21 protein-coding genes are annotated in these 15,679 nt (G+C 61.3%); 16 read left to right on the top strand and 5 right to left on the bottom strand.

All coding sequences use genetic code 11. The features are described 5' to 3' along the window. Nucleotides 1-270: 270 nt before the first annotated feature. Nucleotides 271-1,182: an acetylglutamate kinase gene (gene argB, locus V7080_RS14195; RefSeq protein ID WP_334189045.1), complete on the bottom strand. Its 912-nt coding sequence runs from the start codon at nucleotides 1,180-1,182 to the stop codon at nucleotides 271-273. A gap of 94 nt (nucleotides 1,183-1,276) precedes the next feature. On the opposite strand from argB, the gene V7080_RS14190 reads away from it, so the two are divergent. The 3 genes from V7080_RS14190 to V7080_RS14180 are packed head-to-tail and all read left to right on the top strand — an operon-like array spanning nucleotide 1,277 to nucleotide 2,283. Beyond that, entirely contained in the window at nucleotides 1,277-1,849 is a 573-nt protein-coding gene (locus tag V7080_RS14190; RefSeq protein WP_334189044.1) for a sigma-70 family RNA polymerase sigma factor, read from the top strand. Between the two features lie 27 nt (nucleotides 1,850-1,876). Further along, entirely contained in the window at nucleotides 1,877-2,089 is a 213-nt protein-coding gene (locus V7080_RS14185) for a zf-HC2 domain-containing protein (RefSeq protein ID WP_334189043.1), read from the top strand. After that, the gene (locus V7080_RS14180; protein WP_334189042.1) at nucleotides 2,086-2,283 is read left to right on the top strand and encodes a cysteine-rich CWC family protein; all 198 of its coding nucleotides are present in this window, start codon (nucleotides 2,086-2,088) and stop codon (nucleotides 2,281-2,283) included. Before V7080_RS14185 ends, V7080_RS14180 begins: the two co-directional genes overlap by 4 nt. A 26-nt stretch (nucleotides 2,284-2,309) precedes the next feature. Here V7080_RS14180 and V7080_RS14175 read toward each other — a convergent pair whose 3' ends face one another. From V7080_RS14175 to V7080_RS14165, 3 genes are read right to left on the bottom strand one after another with little or no spacing between them, the layout of a single operon-like run. Continuing rightward, nucleotides 2,310-3,071, bottom strand: a complete 762-nt coding sequence (locus V7080_RS14175; RefSeq protein ID WP_334189041.1) for an SPOR domain-containing protein — start codon at nucleotides 3,069-3,071, stop codon at nucleotides 2,310-2,312. Next, on the bottom strand, nucleotides 3,065-3,871 hold the full coding sequence (locus tag V7080_RS14170) for a type III pantothenate kinase (RefSeq protein WP_334189040.1): 807 nt from the start codon (nucleotides 3,869-3,871) through the stop codon (nucleotides 3,065-3,067). Before V7080_RS14170 ends, V7080_RS14175 begins: the two co-directional genes overlap by 7 nt. Nucleotides 3,872-3,874: 3 nt before the next feature. Next, nucleotides 3,875-4,663, bottom strand: a complete 789-nt coding sequence (locus V7080_RS14165; RefSeq protein WP_334189039.1) for a biotin--[acetyl-CoA-carboxylase] ligase — start codon at nucleotides 4,661-4,663, stop codon at nucleotides 3,875-3,877. Between the two features lie 76 nt (nucleotides 4,664-4,739). Here V7080_RS14165 and V7080_RS14160 point away from each other — a divergent pair, with 76 nt between their 5' ends. The 10 genes from V7080_RS14160 (at nucleotide 4,740) to V7080_RS14115 (ending at nucleotide 13,294) form a co-directional block, all read left to right on the top strand. Further along, the gene (locus V7080_RS14160; RefSeq protein WP_334189038.1) at nucleotides 4,740-5,867 is read left to right on the top strand and encodes an MlaE family ABC transporter permease; all 1,128 of its coding nucleotides are present in this window, start codon (nucleotides 4,740-4,742) and stop codon (nucleotides 5,865-5,867) included. Beyond that, nucleotides 5,867-6,637, top strand: a complete 771-nt coding sequence (locus V7080_RS14155; protein ID WP_334189037.1) for an ABC transporter ATP-binding protein — start codon at nucleotides 5,867-5,869, stop codon at nucleotides 6,635-6,637. The genes V7080_RS14160 and V7080_RS14155 overlap by 1 nt, the downstream gene beginning before the upstream one ends. A gap of 159 nt (nucleotides 6,638-6,796) precedes the next feature. Then, nucleotides 6,797-7,735 (top strand): MlaD family protein, encoded by a 939-nt coding sequence (locus V7080_RS14150; RefSeq protein ID WP_334189036.1) that lies wholly within the window; start codon nucleotides 6,797-6,799, stop codon nucleotides 7,733-7,735. A gap of 8 nt (nucleotides 7,736-7,743) precedes the next feature. Beyond that, entirely contained in the window at nucleotides 7,744-8,370 is a 627-nt protein-coding gene (locus V7080_RS14145; protein WP_334189035.1) for an ABC-type transport auxiliary lipoprotein family protein, read from the top strand. An 8-nt stretch (nucleotides 8,371-8,378) separates the two neighbouring features. Continuing rightward, on the top strand, nucleotides 8,379-9,524 hold the full coding sequence (locus tag V7080_RS14140) for a VanZ family protein (RefSeq protein ID WP_334189034.1): 1,146 nt from the start codon (nucleotides 8,379-8,381) through the stop codon (nucleotides 9,522-9,524). Between the two features lie 34 nt (nucleotides 9,525-9,558). After that, nucleotides 9,559-9,876, top strand: a complete 318-nt coding sequence (locus tag V7080_RS14135; protein ID WP_334189033.1) for a (2Fe-2S) ferredoxin domain-containing protein — start codon at nucleotides 9,559-9,561, stop codon at nucleotides 9,874-9,876. Between the two features lie 87 nt (nucleotides 9,877-9,963). After that, a complete protein-coding gene (locus V7080_RS14130; RefSeq protein WP_334189032.1) occupies nucleotides 9,964-10,590 on the top strand; it encodes an alpha/beta hydrolase in 627 nt (208 codons plus the stop codon). A gap of 153 nt (nucleotides 10,591-10,743) precedes the next feature. Further along, on the top strand, nucleotides 10,744-11,889 hold the full coding sequence (locus V7080_RS14125; RefSeq protein ID WP_334189031.1) for a D-alanyl-D-alanine carboxypeptidase family protein: 1,146 nt from the start codon (nucleotides 10,744-10,746) through the stop codon (nucleotides 11,887-11,889). A gap of 209 nt (nucleotides 11,890-12,098) precedes the next feature. Then, nucleotides 12,099-12,947: a D-amino acid aminotransferase gene (locus V7080_RS14120; RefSeq protein WP_334189030.1), complete on the top strand. Its 849-nt coding sequence runs from the start codon at nucleotides 12,099-12,101 to the stop codon at nucleotides 12,945-12,947. A gap of 77 nt (nucleotides 12,948-13,024) precedes the next feature. Continuing rightward, nucleotides 13,025-13,294 carry an HP0495 family protein gene (locus tag V7080_RS14115; RefSeq protein ID WP_334189029.1) on the top strand — a complete coding sequence of 90 codons (270 nt, stop codon included), beginning with the start codon at nucleotides 13,025-13,027 and terminating at the stop codon, nucleotides 13,292-13,294. Between the two features lie 86 nt (nucleotides 13,295-13,380). Here the strand turns inward: V7080_RS14115 and gcvA are convergent, their stop codons facing one another. Next, nucleotides 13,381-14,280 (bottom strand): transcriptional regulator GcvA, encoded by a 900-nt coding sequence (gcvA, locus tag V7080_RS14110; protein WP_334189028.1) that lies wholly within the window; start codon nucleotides 14,278-14,280, stop codon nucleotides 13,381-13,383. Between the two features lie 142 nt (nucleotides 14,281-14,422). Here gcvA and V7080_RS14105 point away from each other — a divergent pair, with 142 nt between their 5' ends. The 3 genes from V7080_RS14105 to V7080_RS14095 are packed head-to-tail and all read left to right on the top strand — an operon-like array spanning nucleotide 14,423 to nucleotide 15,616. Next, a complete protein-coding gene (locus V7080_RS14105; protein ID WP_334189027.1) occupies nucleotides 14,423-14,779 on the top strand; it encodes a DUF2917 domain-containing protein in 357 nt (118 codons plus the stop codon). Between the two features lie 31 nt (nucleotides 14,780-14,810). After that, nucleotides 14,811-15,299, top strand: coding sequence for a DUF3291 domain-containing protein (locus V7080_RS14100; RefSeq protein ID WP_334189026.1), 489 nt, complete (start codon nucleotides 14,811-14,813; stop codon nucleotides 15,297-15,299). A 2-nt stretch (nucleotides 15,300-15,301) separates the two neighbouring features. Beyond that, nucleotides 15,302-15,616 carry a cupin gene (locus tag V7080_RS14095; RefSeq protein ID WP_334189025.1) on the top strand — a complete coding sequence of 105 codons (315 nt, stop codon included), beginning with the start codon at nucleotides 15,302-15,304 and terminating at the stop codon, nucleotides 15,614-15,616. Nucleotides 15,617-15,679 lie beyond the last annotated feature (63 nt).

The raw sequence follows: 15,679 nt of genomic DNA, 5'->3' as shown, positions 1-15,679 counted from the left end.
CCTACTTTTTTGGCGAAGCAAAAAAGTAGGTGGCCCGCCGGGGCCAGTCCCGGCTTGTTTCTTCGAAGAGCCGTAGAGGTTGCATTACCGGAGACACTCCTTCGCCCTGGATTCCCGCCTGCGCGGGAATGACGAGGGTGATGGATCACGGGAGGCACTCCGTAGCTTGAGATTATCCCTGCACAGCACGCACTGGCCTGCAAGCCAGTTCCATTTCGCAGGCGAACAGCAGCCTCTATAAAACCCTTCACGGAAATGACGAAGCGAACCTCAATGCGACCGAATCATCGTCCCAAACGCCTGCTCCGTCAGCACCTCCAGCAGCAGCGAATGCTCAATCCGCCCATCAATGATATGCACCGTATTCACCCCCGACTTCGCCGCATCCAGCGCCGATGAAATCTTCGGCAGCATGCCGCCCGAAATCGTACCGTCCGCGAACATCTCGTCGATCTCGCGTGCCGACAGATCGGTCAGCAGATTGCCCTGCTTGTCCATCACGCCCGGAATGTTGGTCATCATGATGAGCTTCTCGGCCTTGAGGATCTCGGCGATCTTTCCCGCCACGAGGTCGGCGTTGATGTTGTACGCCTGGCCGTCGTCGCCGAAACCGATCGGAGAAATGATCGGGATGAAGGCATCGTCCTGCAAGGCTTTGACCACCGCCGGGTTGATCGCATCGATCTCGCCGACGAATCCGATGTCGATGAACTTGCCTGGATTTTCCTTGTCCGGCATCGCCATCTTGCGCGCGCGGATGAGGCCGCCGTCCTTGCCGGTCAATCCAACCGCCTGGCCGCCGTAGTGGTTGATCAGCATGACGATGTCCTGCTGGACTTCGCCGCCGAGCACCCACTCGACCACTTCCATTGTCTCTTCATCGGTGATGCGCATGCCCTGCACGAACGTGCCCTGCTTGCCGATCTTCTTCAACGCATTGTCGATCTGGGGGCCGCCGCCGTGGACGACGACGGGGTTCATGCCGACGAGTTTTAACAAGATGACATCGCGGGCGAAGCCGTGCTTCAACCGCTCTTCCGTCATCGCATTGCCGCCGTATTTGACGACGATGGTTTTGCCATGGAATTTACGGATGTAGGGCAGTGCTTCCGCGAGTATTTCCGCCTTGATTTGCGGAGAGACGCCCGAGAGGTCGGCGCCGAGGTCGTGCGAGTCGGTCATGGCAGGTCCTGAAAATAGATCAGCGCGATTTTACAGCGAAAGCGCCGGGGTTTCGTATTGTGTTTCACCCGGCGATCGAATAACCTTTGCCCAAATGACAAATACCGCTGCCCTGCACGTCGAACTCGAAAATCTGCGCCCAGCCCTTCTGCGCTTCGCCTTGCTTCAGCTTCGCAACCATGCCCTGGCGGAGGATGTGGTGCAGGACACCCTTGTTGCGGTGCTCGAAAAGCCGGAACGCTTCGCCGGCCAATCAACGCTTCGGACCTACCTGACCGGCATCCTGAAACACAAGATCATCGACGTACTCCGCTCGTCAAAACGCGAGATGAGGATCGAAGGCGACGACGATCGTTCCGATGCGGAAGTGATCGATGCCCTGTTCAAGCCGGATGGCCATACCGTTGATATGCCGCGTCAATGGGGGGACCCCGATGCGACCCTGGAACAGAAGGAGTTCTTCAGCATCCTGGAAATCTGCCTGGAAAGATTGCCACCCAAGAATGCGCGGATTTTCATGATGCGGGAGTGGCTGGAACTCGAGACCGAAGAAATCTGTAAGGAGTTGGCGATTACAACGTCTAATGCCTGGGTGATGTTGTATCGGGCACGGGTGCAGTTGCGCGAATGCCTGGAATTGAAATGGTTCGGCAATACGCCGACATGAAGACAGCGGCATGAGGAAAACGGCGACATGGGAATCAAACCTACCTGCAGGGAAGTGCATCGTTTGACGTCGGAAGGAATGGACCGCCGGCTTACATGGACGGAGCGTACGCGCGTATGGGTACACCTGAGGGTATGCAGTGCCTGCAGCAATTTTACCCGGCAGATGAAGCTGCTCCGGTCCGCGATGCGGCAGCTGACGATTCCTGAAACCATTGACGGCGACGGCGAAAAAAAATGAGCATTTGCACGCGCTGCGCGGCGACCTTCACCTGCGGCATGACGGATGCGCCCAATGACAATGCCGCATGCTGGTGCACGAGTTTGCCGCCGCTTCCCCGTGATGCCTACAACGAAGATGAAGGCACGTGCCTATGTCCGCAATGCCTGCGAAGCCTGATTGAAGAAACCGCACGGCAGGCGCCCCGATCCTGAGTGCTGTTGCGCGACGCGGCCGGCGATCAGGCCACCTTGCATTCACGCATCTCCAGGTTCGGAAAATCCGTTCTGATTTTGTCCACGCTTTCCTTCATCGCCGCATCCCATCCCTTGAACCGGAACGCAACCGCTTTCGTGGTGAGCGTGCGCTCGCCGATGCGCGCCGAACGCACGCCTTTGCGATTGAGGTCCGCGAGGTGGGCACGAGCGACATCCTCGATCTTGAACACACCGAGCGAGATTGCCCAGCGCATATCGGAATTGTCCTGGATGACATAAAAGTCAGTGACGCCGAGTTGGCGCAATTCCGCCGTTTTCCTTTCCGCCGCCTCCCTGTCCGGCTGTGGCGGGATGTAGACCATGTGCCGCAATACTTCCTGCACGCCATGCCTCGATACCCGGTCGCCGAGCGAGAGCGCGGCAAGTCGGGATTCGAAACGCTGCGCATCCGCGGCATTGAAATTGCCGATTTCCACGCAGGACGGCGTGTCGGCTTTCTGGGCAACGACTTCTGCTGCCGGCGTTGATTGTGCCGGGGACGACGGTGCCGGAGCGGGCTGGTCCACGGCGGCGGTCATTGCCGCCGTCTCGACCGACGGCGCGCTCGCTTGTGGCGCGCTCGCTTGTGGCGGGACCGGCGCGACGCGGATCTTGTCGGCATTGAGCTGGTTCTGCAACCGCCCGGGCTCGCGTCCGCTGGCGACCAGTTCATCGAGATAGCCCTGCTGGTATGCCAGGAGCACGGCATTGGCGAGCAACAATATCCAGAAGAAGAATTTCAGCATGATGGAGCGGTCGTGACTGGCAGGACGGACAACGAGGACGCTGCGACGGTCTGCAGACCGATCAGCACGAGATTGTCCACCCTGGTTGTGGAGAACGAAAGGTGCGGCGTGATCAGGTCGGCCGCGCCACCCGACAGAATGCAGCGCACCGCCGCGCCGGAAGACGCATGGGCCGCGACGGCGCGCTCGATGGCGCCCGCCTGGGCCGCGATGCAGCCGCTGACGATGGCGGCGTCGGTATGGTCCGCGAACGGCGTGGACACCGGCAGGCTTGCGGCAACCTCCGGCAGCTGTGCGGTGTTCCTCGCCAGCGAACTGGCCATCAGCCCGAGACCGGGCAGAATCATTCCGCCGATGAACACGCCCTCCGCCGACACCGCATCGACGGTGGTGGCGGTGCCGCAGGTGGCAACGATCAGCGGCTCATCCGGATAGAGTGCGCGGGCAGCGATGGCGGACGCGAAGCGGTCGCAGCCGAGCTGCGCGGGATTGCGGTAGCCGTTGCGCAAGCCGGCGAGCTGCGGCACGGAGGTGAACCACTCGAGCGGCACCGGTTTCAGTCCCAGCACGCTCAGCAATGCACATTCGAGTTCGGCGCGCATGTCGGCGCCGGCCACGTTGGACAGGATCACGCGCGACACATGCGCATTGCGCCAGGTATCGACCAGCTGCCCTACCTGCGCATGCTCGACCGACCCGCTGTCGTCCCAGCGGCCAAGGCTGTCCGGTTGCGACAGGCGTGCGGTCGGCATCAACGCCCATTTCACACGTGTATTGCCGGCATCAATCAGCAGCAGCATGATTCACGCCTCCCGTACGCGCAGCGATACATCGCCCGCCATGACCGCCGTGCGGCCGGCGGAGGTATCAAGCAGGAAACGGCCGCTGCCGTCGACGCCTATCGCGGCGCCTTCGTGCAGCACCTTGCCCTGATCGAGAATGAACACCGGCTGGCCGGCATAGGCATGCAGGCCGTTCCATCGCTCGGCAAATGCGCCGAACCCCTGCCGCTCGAACAACACCGCCGCCTGCGCAAGCGCATTCAGCAGCGCAGCCATCAATTCGTCCCGGTCGCGTTCAGTGAGCTGGGGCACATGCGCCACCGGCCGTCCAATCTGCGCGGCCATCTCCGGATCGAGCATCAGGTTGATACCGATGCCGATCACGGCCCAGCAGGATTGCGTATCGCCATCGACGCCGGCGGTTTCGATCAGGATGCCCGCCAGCTTGCCGCCTTCATGCAGCACATCGTTCGGCCATTTCAACCGTACTCCGACGCCCAGTTCGGCCAACGCTTCCGCCAGCGCGACGCCGACGGCCAGTGGCAGCCCGACCATCGATTGCAGGGGCAACGCGAATTTCCATGCCAGGGAGAATGTCAGCGATGCGCCGGGAGCGGACAGCCATGTCCGTCCGGCACGTCCGCGGCCCGCGGTCTGGCGCTCGGCGATGAGCAATACGGGAGATTGCAGCGAACCGACGCGGGCGAGCAGGTCGGCATTGGTCGATCCTGTTTCTTCGACAACCTGGATATGGACTTGCTGTGCCGGCCCGAGGCAAAAGCCGGCAATGCGATGGGCATGATTTTTCATGCCGACCATTGTAACGGCAGGATTGTTGGCATGAAACAGAATGCGCGGAAGATGGTCTATCCATTACACTCGCGATATGCCAAATCAACAACTGCCGACACTGACGATAGAGAATGGAGCAACGCTGACCGTTACCGCGGAGGGCGCGTGGCAGGTTCAGGGACTGGCGCGGCCATCGTCCGCCACCGCCATCCGGCGCGCCATGGACAGCTTGCCTGCCGGCAAACCGGTTCGCTGGGATCTCACACGATTGACCGCGCTGGACCATATCGGCGCGCAGTGGTTGTGGAATGCATGGCGCAAGCAACGGCCGCAACAGCTCGATGTGCTGCCGCAGCACGCGGAATTCTTCAATCGTATCGAGCAGGCCGGCATGCTGGCATTGCCGGCGCCGAAAAGCGGTCCGTGGTTCTCCGTGCTGGCGCTGGCGCGCATGATGCGGCAGGTGAATGGGCATGTGATCGGGTTCATCAGCCTGATCGGACAGCTGGTGCTCGATCTCGGCCGTTTCGCGCGGCATCCGCTGCGCGGCCCCTGGAAGGAAATATCCTCCAACATCTTCCATATCGGTTACCAGGCCCTGGGCATCACGGCCATCGTGGGATTTTTAATCGGTGTGGTGCTGTCCTATCTTTCAGCGCAGCAATTGCATACCTTCGGTGGTGATATCTATCTGGTCAATATTCTCGGCATGAGCGTGGTACGCGAGCTCGGTCCGCTGCTGGCGGCGATCCTGGTGGCCGGTCGCTCGGGTTCGGCCATCACGGCACAACTCGGTGTCATGCGGGTGACCGAGGAACTGGACGCCATGCTGGTCATGGGCATGTCGCACGGCTTCAGGCTGATCATGCCGCGGGTGCTGGCATTGGCCATTTCCATGCCCTTGCTGGTCGTCTGGACCGATGCCGTTGCATTGCTCGGCGGCATGACCGCGGCACAGATCGAGCTGGGCCTTTCGCCCACTTATTTCCTGAGTGAATTGCCGGAGGCGGTCCCGCTGGCGAACTACTGGATCGGACTAGGCAAGGGCGTCGTATTCGGCAGCCTGATTGCGCTGGTGGCCTGTCATTTCGGCTTGCGCATCAAGCCCAATACCGAGAGCCTCGGGCAAGGAACGACACAATCCGTGGTGGTGGCGATCACGGTGGTGATTCTTGCGGACGCGGTTTTCGCGATCGTGTTCCGGGGCGTGGGGTTTTATTGATGCACAACACGCCGGTCATTGAAATTCAGAAGTTGTGGACGCAGTTCGGCCAGGTCGTGGTGCACCAGGACCTCGATCTGGTCGTCCGGCAGGGCGACATCGTTTCGCTGGTCGGCGGCTCCGGCTCCGGCAAGACCACACTGCTGCGGCAGGTTCTCGGTTTGCAGCGACCGTCGCGCGGCAGCGTGAAGGTGTTCGGCGAAGACATCAACGGCGCCGATCGCAGCGCGCTGCAGCGCGTGCGGCACCGCTGGGGCATGCTGTTCCAGCATGGTGCGCTGTTTTCCGCGCTGACCGTGTTCGAAAACGTGGCGCTGCCGATGCGGGAACTCCGGACGCTGCCGGAAGACCTGATCCGCGCGGCGGTGCTGTTGAAACTCGACATGGTCGGGATCACGCCGCAGGACGCCTTGAAAATGCCGTCGGACCTGTCGGGCGGCATGGTCAAGCGGGTCGCCCTCGCCCGCGCACTGGCGCTGGAACCGGAACTGCTGTTCCTGGACGAGCCGACCGCCGGGCTCGACCCGGACCTGTCGGAGAGTTTCGTCTCGCTGATCAGCACGCTGCACCGGGAAATGCGGCTGACCGTGGTCATGGTCACGCATGACCTCGACACGCTGTTTGCCTTGTCGACGCAGGTCGCCGTGCTGGCCGAGAAGCGGGTCATCGCCCTTGGTTCGCCGCGTGAAGTACTTGAACTGCAGCACCCGTTCATCCAGCAATTCTTCCTCGGGGAACGTGGACGGCGCGCCCTGCAGGCGCTCGAATAACAAGAGCGTTTAGCAAAATGAGCGAAGCGCCAGCTTCGCGCTCTCCGGCAAGGCGCGTCGACGCAGGCAGTACTGACGTACGACAAGGAGACGCAACGCAGCCAGAGACATATTGTTAGACGCTCCAAGGATTACATTAAGGAATAACCAACATCACTTATGGAAAATAAATCGCATGCCTTGATGGCGGGCATCTTCACCATCGCATTGCTGGCAGCGGCCATCCTCATCGGCATGTGGTTCAATCGCGACCAGGTGGAATGGGTGCCCTACCAGATCGCCACCAAGCTCTCCGTTCCGGGACTGAACCCGCAGGCGGCGGTCCGCTACCGCGGGCTCGATGTCGGCCGGGTCGAGAACATCTCCTTCGATCCGCAGGTCGTCGGCCAGATCCTGGTGCGCATCAGCGTGCGCCCGGACACGCCCATCACCAGGTCAACCTTTGCCACCCTGGGCTACCAGGGCGTGACGGGCATTGCCTATGTTCAGCTGGACGATGACGGCAGCCAGCCGGTGATGTTGAAAAGCAGCGAGGACAACATGGCCCGTATCGAGATGCGTCCAAGCCTGCTGGATCAGCTCGAGAACCGCGGCATGGCCATCCTGCGGCAGACGGAAGAGGTCGCCAAGAGGATCAACAACCTGCTGGAACCCGCCAATCAGCAAGCCATTCTTGCGGCTTTCGACAACATCAGCAAGGCCGCCAACGAAATCGGCGGCATCCCGCGGCAGCTTCAGCCCACCCTGGCGGCGCTGCCCGGCGTCACCAAACAGGCGCAGCAAACCCTGAGCACATTGAACACGCTGTCGAAGGACGCAAGCCGTCTGAGCGCAAGCCTGAACGACATTGCCGGAAAGATATCCAGTCCGCAGGGGACAATTGATAAAATCAATGACACCGCGGACCAGATTACCGCGGTGGCAAACAGGTTCGAGCATGAAACACTGCCATTGGCGAATGACGCACGGTCGTCGCTGCGGATGCTCAACCGGACACTGAACAATCTGAGCGAGCGCCCGCAAAGCATTCTGTTCGGTCCGCAGGAAGCATCGCCCGGCCCGGGTGAAACAGGCTTCACCGTACCGGAAACCAATTGACCTCCACCATGAAAATACACATCCGCCGTCTTGCCGCCATCCTGACCGTTTTCGCCACCGTTCTGCTATCCGGCTGCGCGAGCAAGCCCGATAACCAGCGCACGCTGTATGACCTCGGCCCACTGCGCACCACCGCGTCGGCCGCGCAATCAGGGACGGCGCTCAAGCTGCCGCCGGTCAGTGTCGCCGAAGTCAATATGCCGGCGTGGCTGGACACCCCGTTGATGTATTACCGCCTCGGTTATGCGAATGCACAGCAGCCGCAGCCATACGCCGCCAATCGATGGATCGCGCCGCCGGGCAGGCTGTTCGCCGAGCGCCTGAAGTCGCGGATCGCCAACGCCGGCGGCACGGTCCTTTCCGCATCGGACGGCGCCACCGGCGTACGCACATTGCGCATCGAGGCCGATGACTTTTCCCAGGTTTTTTCCGCGCCGGGCCAGAGCGCCGGGCACATCGCATTGCGTGCCTCGGTCCTCAACGGCCGCGTGCTGGTGTCGCAAAAAACATTTGAGCAGTCCACGCCGGCGCCGAGCGCCGATGCCGAAGGCGGCGCGAAGGCGCTGGCCATGGCCAGCGATGCAATCATTGCCCAGATGATCACCTGGCTGGCCTCGCTGCCGGCACCGCAGTAACGAGGCATATGACCGAACAGGAACAGGCACTTCCGCCGACTGCGTCGTCTTTCGCGCGCGCCGCGCTGCTGGTCTATACGCTGCTGGTGGTTTACGCAAGCTGGTACCCGTTTTCCGGCTGGCAGATGATCGGACTGGCGCCCTGGGACTTCCTGCTGGCTCCCCTGCCACATTACTGGACCGTCTTCGACGTCTCGACCAATGTGTTCGGCTATATGCCGTTCGGATTGCTCATCGTGTTCGCGCTCTATCCCTCGGTGCGGGGTCTGTGGGCGGTTGCGATTGCTTTCGTCGCCGGGCTGCTGCTGTCGAGCCTCATGGAAGCCGGACAGACATTCCTGCCGAGCCGGGTATCCTCCAACCTCGACCTGCTGCCCAATGCCGGCGGCGCCCTGTTCGGGGCGATCGGCGGCATGCTGCTGTCGCGCGTATTCCTCGAACAGAGCCGCCTGCTGGAGTTGCGCAAGAACTGGTTCATCCATGATGCCGGTGCCGGACGCGGCCTGATCGTGGTGGCGCTCTGGCCATTGGCACAAATCTATCCGCAGGGTTACCTGTTCGGCCACGGGCAAATCATGCCCATCCTGTCGGATTGGACGTCGAAGTGGCTTTCCAGGCCCATCAACTTTTCAGAAATGGCATTGAGCGGCATCCAGTTGACGGTGCAGGAGTACTGGCTCGCCGAAACGATCATCACCGCCTGCGGCTTTGCCGGCGCCATGCTGGCCATGTTATGCCTGCTGCGCAAGCCCGCGCCGAAAACCGCCTTGATATTGCTGCTTGCCGGCATCACGCTGACCAGCAAATGGCTGGCGAGCGCGCTGCTTTTTTCGCCACAGAACGGCATGGCCTGGCTGACGCCCGGAGCGCAGGGCGGTCTGCTGATTGGCGCCATGCTGGTTGGCGGCCTGGCGTTCGCACCGCCGGACGCGCAGCGGCGGCTTGCCGCGTTCAGCCTCGCGGTGAGCGTGCTTGTCGCCAATTTCGTGCCGGTCAATCCGTATTTCGTCGCCACACTGCAGGCCTGGCTGCAGGGAAAGTTTTTAAACTTCAACGGTGCCGCGCAGTTCCTTTCCCTGGTGTGGCCGTTTTTCGCGATCTGGTTCCTGGTGCATCCGATGCACCGCCGGAAACGGCGACAACGCGGTGTATGATTCCCGTTTAATTTACGCATTGGCCGGATACATCATGAGCGACACGCCGTATTACAAACACCATGTATTTTTCTGCATGAACCAGCGCGACGAAGGCCGCCCCTGCTGTCACGACCGCGGGGCGAAGGAAGCCCAGGAGCATGCGAAGAAGCGCATCAAGGATCTGAAGCTGAGCGGACAGGGCAAGGTCCGCATCAACAAGTCGGGCTGCCTCGATCGCTGCGAGGAAGGCCCGGTCGTCGTGATCTATCCCGAAGGGACTTGGTACACCTATGTCGACAAGCACGACATCGACGACATCATCGATCAGCATCTCGTCGGCGGACAGGTGGTCGAACGCCTGAAAATCTGAGCCGTCTTTCCTCGCCCCGCTTTCAATTCAAAGGCCGCACGGCGGCCCGACGAGTCGTCCCTATTCCCGTTTGATGTCAAGCCAAGCATGAATGCACAGACCCAACGTTTCACTCTTACCGGCACCGCCGGCGCGCTGGAGTGCGCACTCGACCTGCCGGACACCGCGTCGCCGCGCGGCATCGCGCTGGTCGCCCATCCGCATCCCTTGTACGGCGGCACGATGGACAACAAGGTGACACAGACCCTGGCTCGCGCTTTCGTCGCGCTCGGCTATGCAACGGCACGCATGAATTTCCGCGGCGTCGGCGCATCGGCCGGCGTGCATGATGCCGGCAATGGTGAAACCGACGACATGGCGCTGCTGCTGGCCCACATGAAGCAACAGTATCCCCAGCTGCCGGTGGCGCTCGCCGCCTTTTCCTTCGGCACCTTCGTGCAGTCGCAATTGCAGCGCCGGCTGGTCGCGCAGGGCGAACCGGCGGAACGCCTCGTGCTGGTGGGCAGCGCAGCCGGCAAGTGGGCGATGCCGGAAGTCCCTGCCAATACCATCCTGATCCACGGCGAGCTAGACGAAACAATTCCGCTCGCCGATGTTTTCGAATGGGCGCGCCCGCAGGATCTGTCGGTCGTCGTGGTGGCCGGCGCGGACCATTTTTTTCATCGGAAGTTGCACCATATTAAGAATTTTGTTGCGCAACTCTGGCATCGCTGAGGACAAAGTCGATGTTGCGGGAATGTATAAGTCCGCATCTTGCACATCCGCCATTGCAGTGTGGATTGCTGGCACTATAATTCTTGACTTCAATTGTTTTAACCGACGCTGCACCGGTCCGATGCAGGTTTCACAGCTTCCTTCACGCGCCTCATGAAAAAACTATTCGCAGCCCTGGCTGCCACCGTTCTCTCCCTATCCGCCGCGTTCGCGCAATCCCTTCCGCCGCCGAACATCGCCGCCAAATCATGGTTGCTGCTGGATGCCACCAGCGGCCAGGTGCTGGCATCGCAGGACCCCACGATGCGCATCGAGCCGGCGTCCCTGACCAAGATCATGACCGCCTACCTCGCCTTTTCGGCGATCAAGGAAAAGCGGCTTGATGCGAACCAGATGGTGAATGTGTCAGTGCGTGCATGGAAAGTCGATGCAAGCAGCTCGAAAATGTTTATTGATCCTGCAACGCCAGTGAAAGTGGAAGACCTGCTGTACGGCCTGATCGTGCAGTCCGGAAACGATGCCGCCGTGGCGCTGGCGGAAGCAGTTGCCGGCACGGAGGAGGCATTCGTCACCCTGATGAACCGTGAAGCGGAGCGCATGGGCCTGAAGGCGACACGCTTCAGCAATCCGCACGGCCTGCCGAGCCCGGACACCTATTCCACCGCCCAGGACCTGTCGATCCTGGCGGCGCGCCTGATCGCCGATCATCCCGAGCACTACAAGATTTATTCGACCAAGGACTACACCTACAACAAGATCAAGCAGGCCAACCGCAACCGACTGCTATGGCTCGACCCGAGCGTGGACGGCATGAAGACCGGTCATACCGCCGCTGCGGGTTATTGCCTGATCACGTCCGCCAAGCGCCCGAACGGCGGCGGCGACCGCCGGCTGATTTCGGTCGTGCTCGGCACCGTGTCCGATGCTACCCGCACGGCGGAGAGCCAGAAGCTCCTGAACTGGGGCTTCCAAAACTTCGATACCGTCAAGCTGTATGCGAAGGACCAGGCAGTGGACACGCCGGACGTATGGAAAGGTACGCAGAACAAGATCAAGATCGGCTTCAAGCAGGATATCTATGTGACGGTGCCGAAAGGGGTCGCCGAGAAGATGAAGCCGGTGCTGGAACGCAAGGACCCGTTGGTGGCGCCGATTCCCGACAATACCAGGGTCGGCGTGCTGAAGATGATGGTCGACGGGAAGCCGTTGACGGAATTGCCGGTGGTCGCGCTGGAGCAGGTGAATCAGGCGAGCATCATCGGTCGCGCGTGGGACTCGGTGCGCCTTTGGATGAAGTAACCATCATCCGGTAAATCGCCTTCCGGGACGGGTTCAGCTTGCTGCCCGTCCCGTTTTTGTTTTGTGTCGTCTGCTTTGCCCCGTCGCCAGCCCTCTGCGTTCGTCTCTCCCGATTCGGCAGGCGCGCCTCCGGATCGATACCGATTTTGCATAGCCGCCGCCCGGTCCTCGTGCAAAAATGAGCGTTTCGTCATTCACAAGGAATCACCATGCAAGACCCGCTCGTCTACCTCAACGGCGAACTTACGCCGATCTCCGAAGCCAGGATCCCGGTCCTCGACCGCGGCTTTATTTTCGGCGACGGCGTGTATGAGGTCATTCCGATGTATGCGAGAAAGTTATTTCGTGCAAAGCAGCACATGGCACGCCTGGCGCGCAGCCTTGCCGCCATCGGCATCCCCAATCCGCATGACGAGGAAGGATGGCTTGCGCTGGCCGGCAAGGTAGCCGCGGCCCATCCGGCCGACGACCAGTTGATTTATATGCAAGTGACGCGCGGCGTCGCCAAGCGTGCCCATGCCTTTCCGAAGGATGTCACGCCGACCATCTTCATCATGACCAATCCGCTGTCGCTGCCGTCGGCGCAGGCGCTGAAGGACGGCGTCGCCTGCGTGTCGATGGAAGACAAGCGCTGGCTGAATTGCCATATCAAGTCGACCTCGCTGCTGGGCAACGTCCTCGCCGCGCAGCATGCCGCCGAACACGATGCAGTCGAAGCGATCCAGTTCCGCGACGGCTACCTGACCGAGGCGTCGGCATCGAATGTGTGGGTGGTCAAGAACGGCAAATTGCTTGCGCCGCCGAAGGACAACCTGATCCTGGAAGGCATCCGCTATGGCTTGATCGAGGAATTGTGCGTTGCCGCCGGCGGAATCCCGTTCGAATCGCGCCGCATCACGCGCGAAGAGGTATTTGCCGCGGACGAGGTGCTGCTGTCGTCCGCATCGAAGGAAGTGCTGCCGGTGATCAGCATCGACGGCAAGACGGTCGGTGCCGGCGTGCCGGGACCGGTTTTGCGGGCCTTGCATGCCGCGTACCAGCAAGCCAAAGCCGGCTAGCCGGCGGAGGCGTAAAATAGCCGCTTCCCATTTTTGACCGGCGTTTCGGGCATCGTGCCGGAAACGCCCCTGCCGCCATGCCAGCTCCCGAAGAAAGCCTCATCGAGTATCCAAGCGACTTCCCGATCAAGATCATGGGCGCGACCCAGGATGCGTTCGCCCAGACCATCGTCGATGTCATATTGCAATACGATCCGACCTTCGACGCGGGCAAGCTGGAAATGCGGCCGTCGTCGAAAGGCACTTATCTTTCGCTCACCGCAACGGTTCGCGCGACGAGCCGCGAGCAGCTGGACAACCTTTACCGGGCACTCTCGTCTCATCCGATGGTGAAAGTGGTCCTGTAGCAGGCGCTGACCGGCGGCGCGACGCAATCCCCGGTTCACCTTTCGGCTGTTGAAAAAACGGCCCGCCCACAGCTATCGACAGCCGATCAAAGCGGTTGCCTGACCTTGGCCACTTCATCGATCAGCCAGGCGCGAAACGCCTGCACTTGCGGCTTTTGCAGCGCACCCGGCCTGCATACGAGGTAATAGGATTGCGGGCAGGGCACCGCGATATCGAACAGCCGCACCAGTTCACCGGACTCCAGCTCCGCCAGCGCGATCGCATGGCGCGCCAGCGCGATGCCGTGCCCTTCGGCGGCTGCCCTCACCAGCATGGAGGAATCCTCGAATACCAGCCCGCCGGTCGGCTCGCGAAAGTCCACGCCGGCCGCACGAAACCAGGGCACCCAGGGTTCGAGGTCGCTGCGCAGCAACGGGCTGCCAGCCAGCGCCTGCAGCGTCGTCGGAAGCTTGCCGCCGTTGAAGCCGGGGCTTGCAACCGGATAGTAGTAGTCCCCCATCACCTTCTCCACGGTCAGTCCGGGATAGATGCCGCCGCCGAAACGGATACCCACGTCGACCGCCTCACGCGTGAAATCGACCAGATGATTACTCGATTGCAGTATCACTTCGAGTTCCGGATGGAGTTCGATGAAGCGGCCGATGCGCGGCGCCAGCCAGCGGGCGGCGAAGGACGGCAGCGCGGTGATCGTCAGGCGCTTCTGCTTGCTGCTCGCGGCGAGCGCATCGGCGGCGACAGCGATCTCCCCCAGGGCTCTTCGCAAGGTCGCGGCGAATTGCTCTCCCTCCGGGGTGATGGCAAGGCGCTTGCCGTGACGCGCGAACAAGGCCACGCCCAATTCCTCTTCGAGTGCCCGCACCTGGTGGCTGATCGCGCCATGGGTGACATGGATTTCATCCGCCGCACGCGAGAAGTTCTGATGTCGCGCCGCTGCTTCAAACGCCCGCAAGGCGGCAAGGTTGGGCAATCGGCGCAAGTCGGTCATATGTGAGAAAAAGTATCAAGGAAATTGAAAATATATCGTTTAGACAAGGCGCATGAGGCTACTACAATGGCTTCATCGGTAGGAGATATAAGCCTTGCGATACCGCAGCGATACCCTGCCGGCCTTTGAGGAGTTTACTATCATGAGAGCCCTGTTCACAAATGAATTCTTGACTGTGCCATCCGGCCATGCCGTTTCCGGCATCGTGCCGGCCGCCCAGACCCTGCGCTTGCTGCGTGGCCGCGCCTGGGTAACGGTGGAAGGCCAATCGCATGATTATTGGCTTTTCGCCGGAGACAGGCTGAACCTCGCGCCCGGCCACCTGGTCGTCGTCGAGGCCGATGCGGCGCACGGCTGCGTGGAACTGAAACTCGAGCAGCCGAAGTCGATGACTGGCGGTATCATTCAGCGGATTCGCGCCATGGCCGGCGGACTCGGCAACCACGACAACCGGGCGCCTGCGCATGCATGCGCGTCGGCACAATGCAGCCAGTCGTAGTCGCCGGGCGTAATCCGACATGGGAGATTCAATGGACCGCCCGCGCCATCTCGCACAAGTAAATATCGCCCGCGCCCGGGCGCCGATCGACGATCCGCTGATGGCGGGATTCGTCGATCGCCTCGATGCCATCAATGCGCTGGCCGAAGGCAGCCCGGGGTTCATATGGCGGCTGAAAACCGAGGCAGGCAATGCAACCACGATCCAGCCCTACGACGATGAGCGCATCCTCGTCAATCTGTCCGTGTGGGAATCGCCGGAGCACCTGAAGCAATTTGTTTACCGGAGCGCGCACGCCGAAGTGATGCGGCATCGCAAGAGCTGGTTCGAGCGGTTCGGCGACGCCTATCTCGCCATGTGGTGGGTCGATCCCGGTCATATTCCGACGATTGACGAAGCCAAGGAGCGCCTGCATCATTTGCAGCAGCATGGCGACAGCAAATTCGCCTTCTCTTTTTCGTGCCTGTTTCCCTCTTACGACACCCCCGCGCATACCCGGGCAACATCCGTGGAATCCTGACCATGCAAAAGACTTTCCGCAGCCGTGACTTCACCGGCAACAAGCCCTGGGCGGCAACCGATATCGCCAGCTTGAACGGCATCAGCGTCCGGCTGCACTGGACCGATGCGCCCTACCGCTGGCATGTCAATGACGGTGAGGAAGTGTTCACCGTGCTCGACGGCATCGTCGACATGCATTACCGGGAGAACGGCGTCGAGAAGCAGGTGGCGCTTCAGACGGGAGACATTTTCTTTGCCGGCATCGGCTGCGAGCATGTCGCCCATCCGCGCGGCGCGGCGCGCATTCTCGTGATTGAAAAGGAAGGCAGCGTCTAGCAGGAACGCTTAAGGCTAAGCTGAACAAGCCACTGTTTTTTTGGATTGACGTCGATTTGATCG

Origin of the sequence: Noviherbaspirillum sp. (assembly GCF_036846085.1) — a bacterium.
In the GTDB taxonomy this organism is placed as follows: domain Bacteria; phylum Pseudomonadota; class Gammaproteobacteria; order Burkholderiales; family Burkholderiaceae_D; genus Noviherbaspirillum.
Note: the sequence above shows the minus strand (reverse complement) of the source record. Positions and strands in the feature narration are given on the sequence as shown.